20 protein-coding genes, 2 tRNA genes and 1 pseudogene are annotated in these 20,347 nt (G+C 65.0%); 10 read left to right on the top strand and 13 right to left on the bottom strand.

Annotation, left to right across the window (positions count from 1 at the left end; translation table 11 throughout):
• Positions 1–28: 28 nt before the first annotated feature.
• The 6 genes from H5J25_RS11560 to nadA all read left to right on the top strand — a co-directional run bounded on the left by H5J25_RS11560 (position 29) and on the right by nadA (position 3,856).
• A complete protein-coding gene (locus H5J25_RS11560) occupies positions 29–322 on the top strand; it encodes an Hpt domain-containing protein (protein WP_202091099.1) in 294 nt (97 codons plus the stop codon).
• 51 nt (positions 323–373) lie between these two features.
• A complete protein-coding gene (locus tag H5J25_RS11555) occupies positions 374–1,252 on the top strand; it encodes an MBL fold metallo-hydrolase (RefSeq protein WP_202091098.1) in 879 nt (292 codons plus the stop codon).
• Positions 1,252–1,953: a hypothetical protein gene (locus H5J25_RS11550; RefSeq protein WP_202091096.1), complete on the top strand. Its 702-nt coding sequence runs from the start codon at positions 1,252–1,254 to the stop codon at positions 1,951–1,953. Before H5J25_RS11555 ends, H5J25_RS11550 begins: the two co-directional genes overlap by 1 nt.
• Before the next feature lie 62 nt (positions 1,954–2,015).
• A complete protein-coding gene (locus H5J25_RS20730) occupies positions 2,016–2,357 on the top strand; it encodes a hypothetical protein (RefSeq protein WP_225883078.1) in 342 nt (113 codons plus the stop codon).
• Positions 2,354–2,794: a hypothetical protein gene (locus H5J25_RS20725; protein ID WP_225883077.1), complete on the top strand. Its 441-nt coding sequence runs from the start codon at positions 2,354–2,356 to the stop codon at positions 2,792–2,794. Before H5J25_RS20730 ends, H5J25_RS20725 begins: the two co-directional genes overlap by 4 nt.
• A 51-nt stretch (positions 2,795–2,845) precedes the next feature.
• Positions 2,846–3,856, top strand: a complete 1,011-nt coding sequence (nadA, locus tag H5J25_RS11540) for a quinolinate synthase NadA (protein WP_202091094.1) — start codon at positions 2,846–2,848, stop codon at positions 3,854–3,856.
• Positions 3,857–3,959: 103 nt separating this feature from the next.
• On the opposite strand, the gene H5J25_RS11535 is transcribed toward nadA, so the two are convergent.
• Complete coding sequence (locus H5J25_RS11535; protein WP_202091092.1) at positions 3,960–4,709, bottom strand: N-acetylmuramoyl-L-alanine amidase; 750 nt, start codon at positions 4,707–4,709, stop codon at positions 3,960–3,962.
• A 139-nt stretch (positions 4,710–4,848) separates the two neighbouring features.
• Positions 4,849–6,636: a DUF885 domain-containing protein gene (locus H5J25_RS11530; protein WP_202091090.1), complete on the bottom strand. Its 1,788-nt coding sequence runs from the start codon at positions 6,634–6,636 to the stop codon at positions 4,849–4,851.
• A 276-nt stretch (positions 6,637–6,912) separates the two neighbouring features.
• Between H5J25_RS11530 and nadC the strand changes: the two genes are divergently transcribed.
• Entirely contained in the window at positions 6,913–7,764 is an 852-nt protein-coding gene (gene nadC / locus H5J25_RS11525) for a carboxylating nicotinate-nucleotide diphosphorylase (protein ID WP_202091088.1), read from the top strand.
• On the top strand, positions 7,761–8,468 hold the full coding sequence (locus H5J25_RS11520; RefSeq protein ID WP_202091086.1) for a ribonuclease T2 family protein: 708 nt from the start codon (positions 7,761–7,763) through the stop codon (positions 8,466–8,468). The genes nadC and H5J25_RS11520 overlap by 4 nt, the downstream gene beginning before the upstream one ends.
• Before the next feature lie 15 nt (positions 8,469–8,483).
• Here H5J25_RS11520 and H5J25_RS11515 read toward each other — a convergent pair whose 3' ends face one another.
• From H5J25_RS11515 to aroA, 7 genes are all read right to left on the bottom strand, one after another.
• Entirely contained in the window at positions 8,484–8,915 is a 432-nt protein-coding gene (locus tag H5J25_RS11515; protein ID WP_202091084.1) for a DUF4112 domain-containing protein, read from the bottom strand.
• 5 nt (positions 8,916–8,920) lie between these two features.
• Entirely contained in the window at positions 8,921–10,393 is a 1,473-nt protein-coding gene (locus H5J25_RS11510) for an ABC transporter substrate-binding protein (RefSeq protein WP_202091082.1), read from the bottom strand.
• 68 nt (positions 10,394–10,461) lie between these two features.
• Positions 10,462–10,547 (bottom strand) — tRNA-Leu (locus H5J25_RS11505).
• Between the two features lie 115 nt (positions 10,548–10,662).
• Positions 10,663–10,941, bottom strand: a complete 279-nt coding sequence (locus tag H5J25_RS11500) for an integration host factor subunit beta (RefSeq protein WP_202091080.1) — start codon at positions 10,939–10,941, stop codon at positions 10,663–10,665.
• Between the two features lie 215 nt (positions 10,942–11,156).
• Positions 11,157–12,887: a 30S ribosomal protein S1 gene (gene rpsA / locus H5J25_RS11495; RefSeq protein ID WP_202091078.1), complete on the bottom strand. Its 1,731-nt coding sequence runs from the start codon at positions 12,885–12,887 to the stop codon at positions 11,157–11,159.
• Between the two features lie 525 nt (positions 12,888–13,412).
• Positions 13,413–14,066, bottom strand: coding sequence for a (d)CMP kinase (cmk, locus tag H5J25_RS11490; RefSeq protein ID WP_202091076.1), 654 nt, complete (start codon positions 14,064–14,066; stop codon positions 13,413–13,415).
• Entirely contained in the window at positions 14,063–15,361 is a 1,299-nt protein-coding gene (gene aroA, locus H5J25_RS11485) for a 3-phosphoshikimate 1-carboxyvinyltransferase (protein ID WP_225883076.1), read from the bottom strand. Before aroA ends, cmk begins: the two co-directional genes overlap by 4 nt.
• 164 nt (positions 15,362–15,525) lie before the next feature.
• On the opposite strand from aroA, the gene H5J25_RS11480 reads away from it, so the two are divergent.
• Together H5J25_RS11480 and H5J25_RS11475 are read left to right on the top strand one after the other, a co-directional pair.
• Positions 15,526–15,843: an FYDLN acid domain-containing protein gene (locus H5J25_RS11480; protein ID WP_202091074.1), complete on the top strand. Its 318-nt coding sequence runs from the start codon at positions 15,526–15,528 to the stop codon at positions 15,841–15,843.
• Between the two features lie 125 nt (positions 15,844–15,968).
• Positions 15,969–16,044, top strand: a tRNA-Ala gene (locus tag H5J25_RS11475).
• A 71-nt stretch (positions 16,045–16,115) separates the two neighbouring features.
• Here the strand turns inward: H5J25_RS11475 and coaBC are convergent.
• The 4 genes and pseudogenes from coaBC to ubiB form a co-directional block, all read right to left on the bottom strand.
• Positions 16,116–17,302, bottom strand: a pseudogene (gene coaBC / locus H5J25_RS11470) (bifunctional phosphopantothenoylcysteine decarboxylase/phosphopantothenate--cysteine ligase CoaBC).
• The gene (locus tag H5J25_RS11465) at positions 17,299–18,426 is read right to left on the bottom strand and encodes a glycosyltransferase family protein (protein ID WP_225883075.1); all 1,128 of its coding nucleotides are present in this window, start codon (positions 18,424–18,426) and stop codon (positions 17,299–17,301) included. The pseudogene coaBC and the gene H5J25_RS11465 overlap by 4 nt, the downstream one beginning before the upstream one ends.
• Entirely contained in the window at positions 18,423–18,746 is a 324-nt protein-coding gene (locus tag H5J25_RS11460) for a hypothetical protein (protein WP_202091067.1), read from the bottom strand. Before H5J25_RS11460 ends, H5J25_RS11465 begins: the two co-directional genes overlap by 4 nt.
• Positions 18,743–20,278: a 2-polyprenylphenol 6-hydroxylase gene (gene ubiB, locus H5J25_RS11455; RefSeq protein WP_202091065.1), complete on the bottom strand. Its 1,536-nt coding sequence runs from the start codon at positions 20,276–20,278 to the stop codon at positions 18,743–18,745. Before ubiB ends, H5J25_RS11460 begins: the two co-directional genes overlap by 4 nt.
• Between the last annotated feature and the right edge of the window lie 69 nt (positions 20,279–20,347).

Raw genomic sequence — 20,347 nt, 5'->3', positions numbered from 1 at the left:
GTTAAGCAATTCGGCTTTAGAAAGGGGCATGGCATATGATCCCGGTGCAATCGATGCGGCCCTTGCGGCGGCGGTGGGCGACGAACCCGCGCTGATCGCGGAACTACGTGGCGCGTTTATAGAAAGCGTGCAGCGCGGTGTAGAGGGTCTGGAGGCCGCGCAGGACCATGATGGCTGGCAGGCCGCCGCCTTTCGCCTGAAGGGGTTGGCGGCCAGTTTCGGTGCGGTCCGGCTGATGGCGCTGGCGATCGAGGCATCGGACGCGCCCGCCTGCGATCAGGAGGTTCTCCGCAGGATCAAGCGCGCGGTGGAGCGGCTGTAACGGCGAACCGCCGGACTTGCGCCGGACACCCGAAAACTCCATCTCGTGGCCATGAGCGACCAGCAACCCGGCGTCCCGCAGACGCTTGAACCCCGTGTCGTTCGGCTTCTCGCGCCCAACGCCTCGCCTTATACCTATACCGGCACGCAGACTTATATCGTCGGAACGGCGGATCTCGCCGTTATCGATCCCGGACCGGACGATGCCGTGCATATCCAGGCAATACTGGATGCACTGGGCGCCCGCCCGCTTCGCGCGATCGTCATCACGCACACGCACCGTGATCACAGCCCCGGCGCACGCCCGCTGAAACGGGCGACCGGCGCCCTGATCGTCGGTTGCGCACCGCTTGCGCTGGACGATGCGGGGCTACGGTCCGATGCGGCATTCGATCGGGACTATGCGCCCGACACCATATTGGCGGACGGCGATTCGGTCGGCGGGGAAGGATGGGCGCTGACCGCGATCGCCACGCCGGGCCACACCTCGAATCATTTGTGTTTCGCACTGTCCGGCGGAACGTCGGAAGAGGACGGCGCGCTGTTTAGCGGCGACCATGTCATGGGCTGGTCGACCAGCATCGTCTCCCCGCCCGACGGCGACATGGGTGATTACATGCGCAGCCTGGAAAAACTTCAGGCGCGCGACGACCGCGTCTATTATCCGGGCCACGGCGACCCGGTCGACAATCCCAAGCGGCTGTTGCGCGGCATGATCGGCCATCGCAAGCAACGCGAGGGGCAGATCCTGCGGCTCCTGCGCGATGAGCCTCGCACGATCCCCGATATGGTCGGGCGCATGTATGTCGGTATCGATCCCCGCCTGTTTCCCGCCGCCGAACGTTCCGTGCTCGCGCATCTGATCGATCTGCGGTCGCGCGGTCTGGCAATCGAACGCGGTGAGACCTGGCATGTCGTGGACGCGGCCTGATGGGCAATAAGGGCATCGCAAGGATCGTCGTCGCGATCATTGTCATCATCGCGGCAATGGTCGCGGGCAGGATCGCGTGGGACAAATATAACGAAAGCTATGCGATCACCACGGAAGCGGATGGTCGCGCGATCACCCGTATCGTCAGCGCGAAGTTTGCGGGCGCGAGCGCGATCAAGGTCGGCGCGCTGACCGGGACCGTCCAGGCCAGCGCGACCGACACGCGGGGTTTCGGCATGTTTACTTCCGACAAGGTGGTGAAGGCGCCGTTCTCGATCGACTATTTCGTCGATATGTCGAAGCTTCCGGCCGACGCCTATGTCTGGGACGCGGAACGCCGCGTCCTGACGATCGAGGCGCCCGATATCGTACCGGCCGCGCCAAATATCGATTGGGCGGCGCAGACCGCCAATCGCACGCGGGGACTCGTCGTGACGCGCGACGCCGCCGATCAACTCAACCGCCAGACCAGCGTCAACGCCCGGCGTGCCGCCGTCGCGGAAGGGATCAGGCCCGAACACATGGCGGCTGCGCGGGAGAATGCGCGCCGGGTGCTCGCCGATCTCGCCAGCGCGCCGATCGCGGCGACGGGCGAACAGGACATTCGCGTCGTCGTCCGCTTTCCGTTCGACGCACGCGGTCCCGGCGAGCAGATGGATCGATCCCGCACCCCGGAGGAAGTCCTCGCCAACCAGCGTTGAGTGACTCGATAGAATCGGGTATGAACGCCCGACTTCTATTGTCGGGGGCGACGATGGCTACGGTGACCGAATCTATCGAGATCGCTCCGCGCGGCGAGCGGTTCTTTCTCTACACTTCGATCGCGATGGCGCTGACTATCGTCGCCGGGTTCGGCCTGCAACTTGGCATGGGGCGGTCCAGCTTCGCCTCGCCCGCCATCGTCCATGCACATGCGATCGTCTTCATGGGCTGGACCGCTTTGTATCTTGCGCAGAACGTCCTCGTGGCACGGCGAGCGCGGACGCTGCACCGCTGGCTGGGCTGGATCGGTGCGGGATGGATGATCGCGATGGTCGTGCTGGGCACGCTCGTCACGGTGCGGCTGGTCCGCGCGGGGCACGCGCCGTTCTTCTTTCAGCCGTGAAGTTCCTGCTACTCAACCCGGTATCGATCCTGGCGTTTGCCGGGCTAACCGCGGCGGCGATCGTCTATCGCAAGCAGACGGCGTGGCATGCGCGGCTGCATTATTGCGGAATGGCATTGTTGCTCGGCCCTGCATTCGGCCGGCTGATGCCGCTGCCGCTCTTCATCCCCTATGCCTATGAAGCGACGTTCGCCGCGGTGCTGATCTTCCCGGCGATCGGCGTCGCGGCCGACCTGCGCCGCCGCCGCAAGGTGCATCCGGCATGGCTCTGGGGCATCGGCGTGATCGTCGGATCGACCGTACTGGTCGAGGTAGTGACTTACAGTCCCGCCGGCCCGGCGCTGTACCGCGGCGTGGTCGCGGGATCCCCCGGGGCATCGGTCGATCCGCTCGCCTATCCACCGTTCCCGGGGCCGCCGCCCGCCGTCCGCCCTTGATCCTTCGCGCGCCGCCGTCCATCTACGACCCGCACTGCAAGGGTTTGACGAATGGACGCGAGACAAGGCATCGGCGGAACACTCACCGGGCTGGACCTGAGGGCCGAGATTGATCGGCTGCGCAAGGATCGCAACGCCGTCATCCTCGCGCATTATTACCAGAAGCCGGAAATTCAGGACATTGCCGATTTCGTCGGCGACAGCCTCGACCTTTCGAAAAAGGCGGCGGCGACCGATGCCGACGTGATCGCGTTCTGCGGCGTGAAGTTTATGGCGGAAACGGCAAAGATCCTGTCGCCGGACAAGATCGTCGTGCTTCCCGATCTCAATGCCGGCTGTTCGCTGGAGGATAGCTGCCCGCCGGACCAGTTCGCCGAATTCCGTGCGCAACACCCGGATCACATCGCGCTGACGTACATCAACTGCTCGACCGAGGTGAAGGCGCTGAGCGACGTGATCGTCACGTCCTCCTCCGCCGAAAAGATCCTCAGCCAGATTCCGCTCGACCAGAAGATCATCTTCGGACCGGACAAGAACCTCGGCGGCTATCTCGCGCGGAAGACGGGGCGCGACATGCTGCTGTGGCCCGGCGTGTGCATCGTGCACGAGGCGTTCAGCGAGACGGAATTGCTTAAGCTGCAGCTCAAGCACCCTGGCGCGCCGGTCGCGGCGCACCCCGAATGCCCGCCCTACATCCTCGATCATGCGGATTATGTCGGATCGACCAGCGGTATTCTCGCATATGCCGACCAGATGGCGGGCGACACGCTGATCGTCGCCACCGAACCGCACATCATCCATCAGATGGAAAAGGCCGCGCCGCTCAAGAACTTCATCGGTGCGCCGGGCGCGGACGGAAACTGCAACTGCAACATCTGCCCGTACATGGCGCTCAACACGATGGAAAAGCTGTACATCGCGTTGCGCGATCTGGAGCCGCGGATCGAGATCGAGGAAGGCCTTCGCCTGCAAGCCAAGAAGAGCCTGGATGCGATGCTGGCGATGGCGAGCGGAACGGTCGGCATGGGCGACCTCGGGCCGGTGCGCGTCACCGGGGATTGATCGCCCCGGTGCCTGACCGCTCCTTCGGTCCGTTTCCGGCATAGTCGAGAAACATGCCGATCATCCTGCAATCGGCAGCTTCTCGACCGAGACGGGAGAGGAGTTAAGCCGCCTCCACCAAAGCAATCGCGATCGCGCTCGCCAGTGCGTTGCGATTGGCCTCCGAATTCGCGCCGCACAAAAGCGTATCGACAGCCTTCGTGTCGATGAAATCCACTTCGAGCAGTGCCGCCCGGCACCGGTTTGCAGCCGTTCCCAACGTCGCATCGCGAAGGACACCAAGCCCCTTCATCTTTACCCCGGCTGGCGGCGCATAGGCCTCGCCATTCGTTTCTTCAGCGTAAGAGTCGGATCGCAAGGCGGCCTTCGGGTCCATATCCTTCAGCGCCATATAGGTCGCTTGCGCGACCGCACCTGCCAGCGCGGCATCAGCTGCGACGTTGACGTTTCGCAAGCCCGACAACGGCACGCCCGGCCCCTCGCTACCCACGCCCGGCCGGACATATTTCCGGTCGATCCACGCCTCCGTCCCGCGCGCGGTGTGGGTGTTCGATGCGTTGAAATGCAGGCTTAGGAAGATGGCGGCGCGGTGCTGGACGACGAAGCCACCGCGTGCCTTGAAACTCAGATTGACGTCGCTCTCGCGCGTCAGCACCACGGTCACCTTCTTGCCCAAGGCCGTTGCTCGCTGCTTGCCGCTACCCGCCTGCAACGACCACCGTATTCGTCTCGCCAGATCAAGCGTCAGGTCCTTTTCCCGCACGCCGCTGATCGATGTCGCATTGTTCCAGCTACTGTCGTTCGAAATGGACTTCGTGCCGCCGTGCCCCGGATCGATTACGATGACGCTCATAGACTTGCCTCCCCCGAGTTCAGTCGGGTCTTGCTCGCGGGAATTTTCCAACAATACAAGGCCGAACCGGCAAGTTACTGATCCCTATACTATAGTATGGCGGAATTGGCAGCGACGCGGGCCGAATGTACTGGCCCGCTCACCCGATCGGCAGGTCGAACAACAATTGACGGGTATAGCGAGCGGGCGGCGATCCATGCGCGAGCACGGCGTCGTTATAGGTCTTCAGGTCGAACTTCGCACCCCAACGCTTCTTGGCCTCGTCGCGCATCGCCACATGCTCGCTATATCCGGTGAAATAGCTGAGCAGTTGCGTCGATCCCAGGCTCGCGCGTACCCACTTGCCCGATGCCTCGCGCTCCTGCTGGAACGCACCCTTCATCATCATGGTCATCGCCTGATCGCGCGTCAGCCCTTCCGTCTGGATACCGATGTCGAGCAGCGAATTGGTGATCGATCGCAACCGCATCTTCAGGACGGTCAGCTTGAACAACGGATCGTCGTTCAGATACCCTGCGTCCATCATCATGCCCTCGGCATAGACTGCCCATCCCTCGACGAACGGCCCGGATCCCAGCACCGCGCGCAGGACCGACTTGTACTGGTTGCCATGCGCAATCTGCAGATAATGGCCCGGCATCGCTTCGTGGATGCTCAGATCGTGAATCATGTAATCGTTATATTCCGACAGGAACGACGTCGCCTGCGCATCGGTCCAGTCTTCCGGAATCGGGGAGATCGCGTAGAACGTCTCCAACTGCGTCTCCAGCGGACCGGGGCTGTCGCAATAGGCCACGGCGACACCCTGCTGGAACTTGGGCATGGTGATGATCCGCACCGGTCCGTCGGGCATCGTGACCAAATTCTTCGCCCGTACGAAATCGGTCGCCTGCGCCAATGTCTGCTTGGCCTTCGCCATCAGCCCGTCGCGCGCCGGGCGCTGCGCGTAGGACAGGGCCAGGGCCGCCTCGATCGCGGATTGCTGTTCGGCGGCACTCGGCCGGTCTGGCAAGGCGGGGGCGCCCGGCTTGCCTGCCAGAACCTGCTTCGACAGCGCGTACATCTGCGCCCTCGTATCGGCCAGCGCGGCGGTGGCGCGCGCCTTGATCTCGGGACGCTTCAGGTTCGACACTAGAGCGAACTTCATCTTCTGATCGTACAATTTGGCACCTAGGCGGAACTCCCCCTTCGCCTGCGGGACCAGCACGGTGTCCAGCCACTTCTGATGCTCGGCCACCGCCTTTTTCAGCGTCACCAACGCGGCGTCGAAGCGTTTCGCGTCGGCGGCGTTCAACTCCCCTTTATGCGGCGCAAGCATGCCTTCCGCGATCTCCACCATGCCGCCATTCTGTTTGGCGACGGTGGTCGCGAACACCGCGGGCACGCGTGCGGGAACGATTTCGGCGCGCGCCTGCGCCAGGAAAGCGGGCATCCGCTCCATGCGGGCGGTTGCGGATTTCAGCCGTTTCTCCCACGGCGCGAAGTCCCGCGCGGCAAGGCCATAGAGCGCGCCGCCGCCCAGATCGTTGTAGATCTGGATATCCCACTGCCAATTCTTGAGAACCTCGGTCTGCCACAGGTCGTACCGCAAGGCGTTATCCAGCAACGCGGCATCCACCTGCGCCTCGCGGGTCAATTTGCGCCGGTCGATCTTCGCCAGATCGGCCAGCAATGCCCGGTCGTGCGCCACCACTGCGGCTCGTCCGGCAGCGGAGACGTCGCCGATCTGGTCGTCATAGCGATGATCGCCAAGGGTGGTGCCATAAACCGGCGCGAACTTCGCTATGCCGTCGATGTAGCGCTGGCCGATCGCGGCGAAACGCGCATTCTCGTCTGACTTCACGACGGGCTTCGCTTGCGGTTGGGCCATGATCGGCGTGCCGGGCAGCACCGCGAGAGCAAGCAGCAGAGTCAGGGTGCGGCGCATATATGTTCCTCATATCGTTCGGCCGTAGTCTTAGCCCGGCGTATCGGCGGAGCAAGCGATACGCACGATCGGATCCGCTGTGATCGGACGGGATAAACAAGGCCCTGTCCTACTGGTCCGGTTTCATGCCACAGGTCGTCGCATGTCCAGCTTCAGACCTTTTTCCAACATGGCTTCGACGCCCCCGGGCGGCGCGGTTTCGCCATCGCAAAATCGGCGGATGGGGGGCCAAAGGGCCGTACGTAGCGTCAACTTCGTCAACTTGGGCCGTTCGAAATGACTTTTCAGCTCGACGGGTTCGACCTCGAATCGTTCGTCGCATCGACGCTCGCGGAGGATCTGGGGCGGGGCGGCGACATCACCTCGGCCGCCGTCATTCCGGCCGATGCGCGTTTTAAAGGAACGATGGACAGTCGCGATGCTATCGTCGTCGCGGGCCTCGGTATTGCGCAGGCGTTCTTCCGCGCGCTGGATCCCGACGTTCGGATCGAGTTGCTGGTGGAAGACGGTCAGCGCGTCGCGGCGGGAACCGACCTGATGCGGCTGGAGGGGCTGGCGCGCGCGATGCTGACGGCGGAGCGGTCAGCGCTCAACACCGTGCAACACCTGTCCGGCATCGCGACGATGACCCGCGGCTATGTCGACAAGATCGCGGGCACCGGTGCGACACTTCTGGACACGCGCAAGACCATACCGGGCCTTCGGCGGCTGGAAAAATACGCGACCAGAATGGGCGGCGCGACCAATCATCGCATGGGCCTGTGGGATGCCGCGATGATCAAGGACAATCACGTCGCCGTCGCCGGCAATGTCGGGGAGGCGGTAGCGCGTGCCAAAACGGCGGGGATCGCGAACATCATCGTCGAGGTCGATCGCATCGACCAGATCGAGCCGGCTTTGTCGGCAGGTGCGACGCATCTGCTGCTCGACAATATGGACGCGCCGACCCTGCGCGGCGCGGTGACGTTGGTCGGCGGACGCGTGCCGACCGAGGCATCCGGCGGCGTGCGGCTCGACACGATCCGCGCGCTGGCCGAAACGGGCGTAACCTATGTCAGCGTCGGCCGCTTGACCCAATCCGCCCCCGCCACCGATATCGGTCTGGATTTCACGGAGAGCCCGAAATGACGTTGAAGATCCTCGCCGGTCTCGCGCTGGCCATCCCCGGCATTGCGCAGGCGCAGGCCAATCAATGCGTCATTCCGCGCAACGTTGCCACGCCGCGCCCGGACTTGCCCTCTCCAGATCAGCCGAAGCGTGTCCTGCCGATCGGCAGCTACACGCTGGCGATCACCTGGGCTCCGGAATATTGCCGCAACAAGGCGAACGACCGATCTGCGCGCTTCCAGTGTGGGGGCGGCAATCGCTTCGGCTTCACACTGCACGGGCTATGGCCGGACGGCGTGGGCAAGGAATGGCCACAATATTGCACAGCCACTGCGATCGTGCCCAAAAAGGTCATCCGCGACACGCTGTGTTCGACGCCGTCGCCGCAACTGATCCAGCACGAATGGGCGAAGCATGGCACCTGCATGCAGACCACGCCGGCCAATTACTTCCGGACATCGACGCGGCTATATTACGCCCTTCGCTATCCGGACATGAACGCTCTTTCTCGCAAGTCACTGACCGTTGGCGATTTTTCCGCAGCGCTCTCGCGCGCCAACCCGCGCTTGCCGGTAACCTCGATCCGCGTCACGGAGACGCGTCAGGGGTGGCTGGACGAGGTGTGGCTCTGCATGGACAAGGCCTTCCGGTACGAGCGTTGCCAGCCGAATTCCGGCGGTCTGCCCGCAACGGCGGACCTGAAGATCTGGCGCGGACGCCGATAGAATCGACGGCGGTCGTCAGCCCTGAACGGTTACCGTCGCGGGGTGATGCTTGTCGAGATGCTTCTTGATGATCCGGAGGTTGCGAGTGTTCGAGCGGAAGAAGAAGTCGGGAACAGCGCCGATGAAGGGGATTAGTCCGAGCATGAAGTCGGTGCCGACATTGCCGAACATCCGCGCCATCTGGAGCTTCGACATGCCCAGGTTGCGTGCTTCCCACACGATCCACGACCCCATCGCCGCGGCGATCACGTCGCCGCCGATCGGGACGACGTTCAGGATCACGTCCAGGCCGACCTTCCGGTTGGTGCCGGGGATCGTGAATAGCCCCTCCAGCAAATGCTCCATCGCCTCCAACCGCTGACGAACCGCGGCGGGCTCCTTGCCGAGTGGGACCATGCCGGCAATGCGGCGGAGCGGGTCATTATCGATGCGGGTCGTGTTGGCCATGAATATCAATTGGGTACGGCACGCAGATGATTCAACGGGTGCCACCCGCGTGTGTTCGGCTCCCACTGCCGCAACCGAATAGCGACCAACGACCAACGTAGCGGCCGGGCGATCGGAATGAATGCCGCATCGGCCGCCAGCGCGAAATCCGCCTCGGCCAGACGTTGCCCTCGCGACGCCATGTCGGGGGCATCGCGCGCCGCCTCGATCGCCGCCGTGGCTTCCTCTCCGCAGGGCGCACAAGCGGTCGCAAGATACCACCGGGCGCTGTCATAGGGGGCGACGGCATCAATCAATCGCAGGTCGGCGGGATCATCCATCCCGACCCGCTGCAGCCGAATGCCCATCGTCGCGAGGCTTGCGCCGACCAGGCCATATAGCATCGTCGACCCGGGACCGGCCGGCACCGCAAGCCGCAGCGTTAACGGCCCCGGATGCACCGATCGCCAAGCGCCGACCAACGCGCGGACGGCCTGCAATCGCTCCTCGGGCCTGGGTGCGAACCAGTCGGGGATGATCGGACCCGCGCCGGAATCGAGCTGCTCGGGCAAGATCTGCGATACCGGCGTCCATTCAGGAAGAAACGCGGAGACGATCGACTGCCGGTCGAGCGCCGCCGAAATCGCGGCGCGCGCCTTGGCATCCGCAAGAAACCCCGTGCGGTTCGTGACGACCAGCCCGAACAGCCCGGCCGCCGGATCCAGCTTGCGATTGACCGGCGCGATGGTCGTGGTGGCAAGGAGCGGCCAGTCGGCGAAGGTCCCTCCGGTGACGAGATCGGACTGCCCCGCCGCGAACCGGGCGATGGCGCGCGCCGCTCGCTCCCCGATCAAGCGAACATCGTCTTCCGGAATGGGGTCGGCGACATCGTCGGGCGACCGCGCTGGATCGACGGCGGGTCGCAGGAGCGCTTCGTCCCGCGTCGCCCGCAGGACGCGCATCGGCCCGCTGCCGACGACCGGTCTGGCGCGGAACACGGCCAATTCCGGCTGGGCGAACAGCTTCAAAAGATCGGGGCGTGGCCGCTTCAGGCGGACCTCGATCACTTCTGGGGTCATCTCGACGATTTCGTCGATCGCGCTGAGATAAGGGGCGAGGGGGTTACGGGAGCGCGGCGCGATCTGGCGGCGAAGGACGGCAACGACCTCGGCAGCGGTGACAGGCTCGCCGTTGCTCCATTCCGCATCGCGCAGGCGAAAGATATAGCTCATGCCGTCGTCGATGACGATCCAGCGTTCCGCGATGCCCGGCTCGATCTGACCGGAAGCGTCGAAGCGGACCAAGCCTTGTGCCGTTGCGTCCATCATCAGGCGCGCGGCGTGGCCGAGCGGCGTGCGGGACGGATCGCCGATGACGAGATCGCCGCCGATTGCGCTGACGACGACGCGGCCGGCATCGCGGCGCTTGTCGCAGGCTGTCGTCAGCAGCAGCGCGGCGATAAGCGGGGCGGTCACGCGCGGGTTGAGGCGGATCGTCATGTCACTCACCTTGCACCCGGAGGGGCGGGGCCACCACCGGCAAAGTGCGCGCCACCGGAAAAGTACAATGGTGCGGACGGCGGGACTCGAACCCGCACACCCGAAGGGCGAGGGATTTTAAGTCCCGTGCGTCTACCAATTTCGCCACGTCCGCGTTGCGGCTCTGGTGGCGTGGCGAGCGATTGGCGTCAACCGCTAACCCGTCTCTGTCCGCCGGCGATCAACCACCGTGATCGCAGGCGGACAAGTTCGTTAAATATTACAATAGATTAGACGTTCAGGCGCGCGCGCATTTCCTTGCCGGGCTTGAAATACGGTACGCGCTTCGCCTCGACATCGACGGTTTCGCCGGTGCGCGGGTTGCGGCCGGTGCGGGCATCACGGGCCCGGGTGGAAAATGCGCCAAAGCCGCGCAATTCGACGCGGCCGTCCTGCGCCAAGCGCTTGGTGATTTCGTCGAAGAACGTCCCCACGATCGCTTCGATATCACGGACGGAAAGATCGGGATTGTCTTGTGCAAGCGTATCTACGAGTTCGGACCGGATCATTGTAGCGCCCCCCAAGGCATTTCTAAATGAGACACATCGTGTCGTATGCGAAACGAGAATCGGTCATCCTCGAGGATGCCGGGGGTGCAATAACTTGATCTGCCTCAATCTTCCAGAAGAGACTCGGCGATCGGGGCGGCAAAAACGCCCAAAACGAACCACATGATCGAAAATAAAGGCGGGAGGCCCATCAGGACCTCCCGCCAGTCGGTATCTTACTTCTTGTCTTCGCTCTGTGCCTTCAACGCGGCACCGAGGATGTCGCCCAGCGACGCGCCCGAATCGGATGAACCATACTGCGCAACGGCCTGCTTCTCTTCCGAGATCTGCATCGCCTTGATCGAGAAGGTCGGCTTCTTGGACCGATCGAAACCGGTGACCATCGCGTCGAACTTCTGACCGACCTGGAAACGCTCCGGACGCTGCTCGTCGCGGTCGCGGCCGAGATCGGTACGCTTGATGAAGCCGGTAGCGCCATCGTCGCCGACCTGAACTTCGAGACCTGCGTCGCGAACTTCGAGCACGGTGACCGTGACGACCTGGTTCTTGTTGAGACCCGAACCCGCCGCTGCCGTGCCGCCTGCGGCAACGCCGCCGGCTGCCGGTGCGCCACGCTCAAGCTGCTTCATGCCGAGCGAGATGCGCTCCTTCTCGGCGTCTATATCGAGCACGATGGCCTGAACCGTCTCACCCTTGCGATGCAGGTTGAGCGCGTCCTCGCCCGAAACGCCCCAGGCGATGTCGGACATGTGGACCATGCCGTCGACATCGTTGTCGAGGCCGATGAACAGACCGAATTCGGTCGCGTTCTTGACTTCGCCTTCGACGGTCGAACCGATCGGATGCGCTTCCAGGAAGGCTTCCCAAGGATTGGCCTGAGCCTGCTTGAGGCCGAGCGAGATGCGACGCTTTTCCGAATCGACCTCGAGCACGATGACGTCGACTTCCTGCGAAGTGCTGACGATCTTGCCCGGATGGACGTTCTTCTTGGTCCAGCTCATTTCCGACACGTGGACGAGGCCTTCGATGCCCGGCTCCAGTTCGACGAACGCACCATATTCGGTGATGTTCGTGACGCGGCCCGACAGCTTCGCGCCGATCGGATACTTCGCCATCGCGCCATCCCACGGATCGCTCTCCAGCTGCTTCATGCCGAGGCTGATGCGCTGCGTGTCCTTGTTGATGCGTATGATCTGCACCTTCACGACGTCGCCGATGTTCAGCACTTCGCTCGGGTGACCGACGCGCTTGTAGCTGAGATCGGTGACGTGCAGCAGGCCGTCGATGCCGCCGAGGTCCACGAACGCACCGTAATCGGTGATGTTCTTGACCACGCCGTCGATGATCTGGCCTTCCGCCAGCGACAGGATGAGGCCCGAACGCTGTTCTGCGCGCGTCTCTTCGAGGATCGCACGGCGCGAAACGACGATGTTGCCGCGCTTGCGGTCCATCTTCAGGATCTGGAACGGCTGCGGGATGTCCATCAGCGGGGTCACGTCGCGGACCGGGCGGATATCGACCTGCGAACCGGGCAGGAACGCCACGGCGCCGTTCAGGTCGACGGTGAAGCCACCCTTCACGCGACCGAAGATCGTGCCTTCGACACGCGCCGTCTTAGCGAATTCGGTTTCCAGCTTGTCCCATGCGGCTTCGCGGCGTGCGCGATCGCGCGACAGCATCGCTTCGCCATGAACGTTCTCGACGCGATCGACATAGACTTCGACTTCGTCACCGATCTTCAGATCGGCCTTCTGGCCCGGCGCTGCGAATTCGCGAAGCGGCACGCGGCCTTCCGACTTCAGGCCGACGTCGATGACGGCGAGGTCGTTTTCAATTCCGGTAACGGTGCCCTTGACGACGCGGCCTTCGAAGCTGTCGGCGCCGCCGAACTGCTCGTCGAGCATGGCTGCGAAATCGTCACGGGTGGGATGTGCCTGAGTGGCCATAAAATGTATCAGTCCTAAATTCTGTTTCCGGCCAACCGGTTGTCTCCGGTGGTCTTGGCCAAAACGCCGCGGCGGCCGAATGCCGGACGCGACATCCGTTCGGACAGTGATGGAGGAGTCTCAACGCGGGAAGTATGCGAAAAGGGCGAGGGGGACATGCCACCAAAGCCTTCCTCCGAGAGCATAGCCCGCCGGACGGACGCGCCCCTAGCGTAAAGGGACGTAAAACGCAAGGTTATCTGCGCGTTTGGAAGGATCGCATCCGATCGCCGTTTTTTTTCGTTGGGGCGCGTGCCGGGCGGAAGCGATGCCCGTTTGATCGTTAGTAGCGAACAGTTCGATAGATATCCGTCCGGCCGAGTCGCGACAGGCCAAGTTGACGAAGTTGACGACACGTACGCCTTACTTGCCACCCCTGCGCGCCGGAGAAGGCGGCGTGGGAGGAGGCGTCGACAAGCGGTTTCCATGACCGGAAAGCGAAGCAGGCGATTCCCAACATTGCAAGTCGCAGACGGCAGGTGTCGCTTATGACGAGCGGTAGGCGTCTCGTTCGGCACGAAGCGCCACCTGCCGATCGACCAGTTCGATCGCGCGTTGCAGCGAGGCTTCGATCGACAGGAAGCTGGTGTCGAGCAGGGCCGCGTCGTTCGCCGCCACGAGCGGCGCCGCGCTGCGTGTCGAATCGCGCAGGTCGCGGGCGCGGATGTCCGCAAGCACCTTGTCCAGGCTGACGCTGGAGCCGTTGTCGCGCAGTTCGGCGTGGCGGCGCTTGGCGCGGATCGTGGGCGTGGCGCGGACGAACAGCTTGGCGTCGGCCTCAGGCGCGATTACGGTGCCGATATCGCGTCCGTCGAGCACCGCGCCGCCGGGCTGGTTGGCGAAGCGGCGCTGGCGGTGGAACAAGGCGGCGCGCACCAGCGGGTGGACGGACGCGATGGACGCCATCTTGCCGACGTCGTCGGTGCGCAGGACCGGATCGTCAAGCAGCGCATCCTCGAAATCGCAGGCGGCGACGGCGTCGGCCTCGATCTCCGGGTTCAATTCCATGCGGCGGACGTTCTCGGCAACCGCACGGTACAGCAGGCCGGTATCCAGATAGGGCAGGCCGTAGTGACGCGCGAGCGAGCGGGCGATCGTGCCCTTGCCCGACGCGGCGGGTCCGTCGACGGCGATGATCATGCGGCGGCCACGTCGTTGGTTCCTCTGAGCGCGTCAAGGGACGCGAAGAATATAGGGTAACTGGTTGCGATGGGCGACGCATCATCGATTTCGACGGGGCGATCGGACACCAGAGCTGCGACCGACAGGCTCATCGCGATACGGTGATCGAGTTTCGTCGCGATCGTGCCGCCGCCGGGCAGGCCCGCGCCGCCGCTGCCGTGGATCGCGAGGCCGTCGTCATATTCCTCGGTCCGCACGCCGATCTCGCCGAGCGCCGCGGCCATTGCGGCGATACGGTCCGATTCCTTGACGCGCAGCTCGTGCGCGCCGCGGGCCACTGTCGTGCCGGTGGCGCAGGCGGCGGCGACGAACAGGATGGGATATTCGTCGATCATGCTGGGTGCGAGATCGGCCGGTACCTCGATCGCGGTAAGCTTCGCATGGCGTACGCGCAGGTCGGCGACCGGCTCGCCACCGACCGTGCGGGGATCGAGTTCGGTGATGTCCGCGCCCATCATACGCAGCGCGGTGAAGATGCCGGCGCGGGTCGGGTTCAGGCCGACATTGGCGACGACCACGTCGGACCCGGGGACGATCGTCGCGGCGACGACGAGGAAAGCGGCGGAGGACGGATCGCCCGGCACGACGATCTGCTGTGGCTTCAACTCGGCCTCGCCGACCAGAGATATGACGCGGCCCTCCGGCGTTTGCTCGACGGTCAGGTCCGCGCCGAACCCTGCCAGCATCCGTTCGCTATGATCGCGGGTGGCGACGGGTTCGATCACGCGGGTGGTGCCGGGCGTGTTGAGCCCGGCGAGCAGGATGGCGGACTTGACCTGGGCCGAGGCGACCGGGAGCGTATAGGTGATCGGTACGGCGGGGTTCAGCCCGCGCACCATCAGCGGCAGGCGCCCGCCGGGCGAGGCGGTTATATCCGCGCCCATCTGCGACAGCGGATCGATGACGCGCGCCATCGGCCGGGATGTCAGCGATGCGTCGCCGATAAAGGTGACGGTGATGTCGTGACTGGCGACGAGACCCATTAGCAGGCGTGTAGAGGTGCCGGAATTGCCCATGTCCAGCGCGGTCGCGGGTTGCATCAGCCCGCCGACGCCGACGCCGTGAACGGTCCAGATGCCGTCGTCGCCGCGCGTGATCGTCGCCCCCATCGCGCGCATCGCGGCGGCGGTGGCGAGCACGTCCTCGCCCTCCAGCAGCCCTTCGATGCGGCTTTCGCCGACCGCAAGCGCGGACAGCATCAGCGCGCGGTGGCTGATCGATTTGTCGCCCGGCACCGCGACGCGACCGCGCAAGGGGCCGGAGGCGTGGATCTGGCGGGGGCGGGGGTTGAGTGCGACATGAGCGCCGGGCTTTTGACAGTGCGCTTGTGCTATGGCAAGGCGCGCCCCACTTTGCAGCGATGCGGGGCAGTTCCTATCCTGCAAACCCGAAAAATTCGAAAGGTTGGACCAAGGCTATGATCAAGGCCGAATGGGGCACGAAGAGAACGTGCCCGAAATGCGCAACGCGCTTCTACGATCTCGAGAAGGACGATCCCGTCACGTGCATCGAGTGCGGATCGACCTGGACGCCCGAACCGATCCTGAAGTCGAAGCAGCCGCTGCCGTTCGAGGCGGCCAAGCCCGACCTGGTCAAGAAGGATGACGATCTGGCCGGCGACGACGAGGATATCGACACCGGCGAGGACGAGGAAATCTCGCCCGACGACGAAGTCGATCTGGGCGGCGACGACGATATCGGCGTGGAAGCGCCGGTGGAAGACGACGAGCATTGATCGTTCGCCCCGGTTTTCCGGGGCCAGGTTGAATAAAGTGGCAGGCGGCGTTCGAACGCCGCTTGCCAAACCTGCGGAGCCCCGGTAGGGGCGACGCCTTCCCGGGCCAACCAGACGGGGACGATGGGGCCGTAGCTCAGCTGGGAGAGCGTTCGCATGGCATGCGAAAGGTCAGGGGTTCGATCCCCCTCGGCTCCACCATTTTCTTGAAATTGCTGATATGCGCGCCGTCGCCGAGATCTGCGGATCGGGGGAGCGGGCACGTTCGGGCTTTAGCGTAGCGCCTCGGCAATCCTGTCGGCGAGGCGGGCGGCGACGTCTTCCTTCGGCAATCGTTCCCAACTCTCGACGCCGTGCGCCGTGACGATGTGCACGGTATTGGCGCTGCCGCCCATGACATCGCCGGAGACGTCGTTGGCGACGATCCAGTCGACGTTCTTGCGCGCGCGTTTGGCGGTGGCGTGTTCGACGACCTTTTCGGTCTCCGCGGCGAATCCGATCAACAATCCGGGGCGGCGGGGGCTTTTTGCCAGGCCGGCGAGGATGTCGGGATTCTCAACCAGTGTCAGCACTGGCGGTGCACCGGATTTCTTGATCTTCTGCGGCATGCCTTCGACGCGCCAGTCGGCGACGGCTGCTACCATCACCGCAGCGTGGGCGGGCAGGGCGGCGTCTACGGCGGCAGACATCTGGAGCGCGGTTTCGACGTCGATACGCCGTACGCCGGGCGGCGTATCGAGCGTGACCGGTCCCGCGACCAGCGTCACGCGGGCGCCGCGCTCGGCCAGAGCGGCGGCGATCGCGAAGCCTTGCCGGCCCGAGGACCGGTTGGCGATGTAGCGGACGGGATCGATCGGTTCGTGGGTCGGCCCGGCGGTGACGAGGATATGCTTGCCGGCGAGTGCGGTCCGATCGGGCGCGGAGATCATGTCGCCAGTGCGGCCCGGATCACTGCGAGGATCGCGTCCGGTTCGGGGAGGCGGCCGGGGCCATATTCGCCGCACGCCATGGCGCCTTCATCGGGTTCCATGACGGTGATGCCGTCGCCGCGCAGGGTCGCGACGTTGCGCTGTGTGGCGGGATGCAGCCACATGCGGACGTTCATCGCGGGCGCGGCGAGCACCGGCTTGTCGGTCGCGAGCAGCAACGTCGTGGCGAGGTCGTCCGCGATACCGGCGGCCATCTTTGCAAGGATGTTCGCGGTGGCGGGCGCGACGACGACGAGATCGGCTTCGCGGCTGAGCTGGATATGGCCCATCTCCGTCTCGTCCTTCAGGTCCCACAAGGTGGTGTAGACCTGATTTTCGGATAGAGCGGCGAGCGTCATCGGGGTGACGAAATGATGGGCGCTGTCGGTCATGACGCACTTCACCGATATGCCGGCCTTGCGGCAGAGGCGGATCAGTTCGGCGGATTTGTACGCGGCGATGCCGCCCGCGACGATAAGGAGGATCTTCATAGCGTCAGCCGGGTCACGGTGATCTTGCGCCGGTCGCGGGCGGCCGCGGCGAGATCTCGCAGCGCGTCGGGCACGAACGCCAAGCCGATCAGGATCGTGGGCGCGATCATCAATCCCCAGTAGAAGGTATCGACGCGGCCGAACAGCGCGAGCAGCGCCGCATAGCCGCAGAACATGGCGAGCGCGCGCAACGCCAGCATGTCGCGCCACGCCGACCATCCGAACAGGGCGAGCCCGACGAGCAAGGCGGCGATCCAGCCGGGGGCGAGGTTCAGCGCGGTCGAAAGGCCCATCGTCTTCACGAAGAAACCGAAGCCGAGCATCCCCGACCAGCCGGGCGACGCTGGATCGAGCGGGCGGACGACTTGTCCGACGGCACGCGCATGCAGGATGACGACGATCGCGAGCATGGCCAGCGTGCCCGCCCAAGCCCAGGATTCGCGACGCCGACCCTCGGCGAACGCCATGACGGCCATGATCGCCACATATAGCGCGGCGGTTTCGCGAATCAGCATCGCGACCATCCCGATCGCGACCGCCTCGACCCAGCGACCCGGACGGCGGAGCGCGAGTGACAGAGCGACGAGCAGGCCGGCCCAGACTTCGTGGAAGCCGGCGAGATCGGACTGGACGAACACCACCATTCCCGCGGCAAGCAGGATGAGCGCGATGAGACGGGGCGGGGGCGCGCGAATGCATTGCGCAACCGCCCATACCAGGCGAGCAGGACGCCGGCCGCGAGCAGGTAGAGCAAGGCGATCGTCACCGGTTCGGGCAGGTGCGACTGGATCACCGCGAGCGTCGGCAGACGGAAGGTGACGAACGGGCGCAGCGGATAATCGCCCGCCCGCAAGGCCGCGGCGGTGACGGCATAGTAATTGCCGCCCGCGCGAAGCCCCGCGACGATCGATTCTGTATAGCACGACATCGGCCTGGTCGTCGGCGCGGCTGGCGGTGCTCGCATCCTGGCTGACCGGCGGCGGTCCGGGCGCGATAATTGCGGTGAGGCTGGCGGCAAGCAGCAGGGCGAGCGCGGCGAAGACCCAGCGGGCGCGCGTCGGGGCGATGCCCGCATAGCGGCTCGGCGCGGACAGCCATACGGGCTTGAGTGCGCGGCCGATCACGGCTGGACCGCCAGGGGAAGCGTCGCCAGATCCTTTGGCTCGATGAACTGGATGCGCGTGACTCCGCGATCGGCCAGCTGGAAGGCGATCTTCGCGAGGCACTTTATGTCGGTGCTGGCGCGCGCGACGACGCGGAGCGGCTTGCCCGCGGCCCATTCCTCCGACCGGCGGCGCAATTCCGTGTCGTTCATGTCGCGATCGGCAAATCGCACGCGGCATTTCTTCTTGTCGATCGCGGTGACGACGATCTCGTCCACCGCCTCCTGCGGCGGCGCGGCGGGCAGCGCCTGCGACAAAGCGAGCAGGACGCCGGCGATCATCCGAGCAACGCCCAGGTGGCGGCGACTGCGGCGCCCGCGCTCAGAATCGCGACCGCGAGATAGCGCCAGCCACCGCCGATGCGTACGATCTCGATCTCCTGCAGCGGTGGAGCCGGGGGAGCGCCGCCGGGCGAGGGGTAGCGCGCCTCGATATTGCGGATCAGTTCCGGCAATCGGGCGAAGGTGCGCAGATCGGTGATCAGGCGGTCGGCGACGAACGCCTCGGGACCCAGTTCGGTACGGATCCATTCGCGGACGAACGGCGCCGCCGTGTCCCACAGGTTGATGTCCGGATCGAGGCTGGTCGCCACGCCTTCGACCATCACCATCGTCTTTTGCAGCAGCAGCAGATGCGGCTGCGTCTGCATGTCGAAGTCACGCGTGATGTTGAACAGGCCGTCCAGCATCATGCCGATCGACATGTCCTTCACTGCCAGCCCGCGCATCGGTTCGCCGACCGCACGCAGAGCCGTGGCGAATTCCTCCACATTGTGATGCGCCGGGACGTAGCCCGCCTCGAAGTGGATTTCCGCGACGCGCTTATAATTGCCGGTGATCAGACCGTAGAGGATCTCGGCCAACCAGACGCGGGCGCGGCGATCGATCCGCCCCATAATGCCGAAATCGATCGCGGCGATGCGGTTGCCGGGCAAGGCGAACAGATTGCCCTGATGCATGTCGGCGTGGAAGAATCCCTCCGCGATCGCCTGGCGCAGGAACGCATGGACGAGCGTGTTGGCGATCGCGGGGACGTCGTACCCCGCCTCGATCAGCGCCGCGCGATTACTGAGCTTGATCCCGTCGACCCATTCGAGTGTCAACACCTTGCCGCTGGTCCGCTGCCAGTCGATCTTCGGCACGACGAAATCGGGTTCTGCGGCCATCGAATCGGCGAGTTCGGACGCGGAGGCGGCTTCGCGACGCAGATCGAGTTCGCGCGCGGTCCAGCGCTTGAACGTCTCGATCACCAGTCGCGGGCGCAGGCGGGAGAGTTCGCCGCCCATCCCTTCGACCTGTGCGGCGGCCCATTGATACGTATCGATCGCGCGCGCGAAATCCTCCTCCACGCCGGGGCGGAGGACCTTCACGGCGACGGTGCGCCCGTCGGTCGTGACCGCGCGGTGGACCTGCGCGATCGAGGCGGCGCCGACGGGGACGGGATCAATCGACCGGAACAGCGCGCTGGGGTCGCGCCCGAACGCGCGCGTCATCGCGGCGTGGATCGTTTCGTACGGAACCGGGGGCAGCGCGTCCTGCAGCCGCAGCAGGTCCAAAGTCGCCGCCTCGCCGACAATATCGGGGCGGGTGGCGAGCGACTGGCCGAGCTTGATCGCGGCGGGCCCGATCGCCTGGAGCGCGTCGGCATAAGCGGGGATTTTGGGAACGCGGGCGCCGAAGCGGGCGACGCGGGCGAGGCGGCGGATCGTGGGTGGCGTGTTCGGATCGCGCTCGATCCCGCTCAGCGCACCGTGGCGCGCGAGGATGCGGCCCCATTTCAGCAGGCGCCAGAGATGCGTGGCGGACGATGTCACTTAGGCTCCCCTCCCGCTTGCGGGAGGGGGTGGGGGAGGGGGTGTCTGCCACGGGGCGACGGAGATTGG

The organism is Sphingomonas aliaeris, from assembly GCF_016743815.1.
Lineage (GTDB): Bacteria > Pseudomonadota > Alphaproteobacteria > Sphingomonadales > Sphingomonadaceae > Sphingomonas > Sphingomonas aliaeris.
Note: the sequence above shows the minus strand (reverse complement) of the source record. Positions and strands in the feature narration are given on the sequence as shown.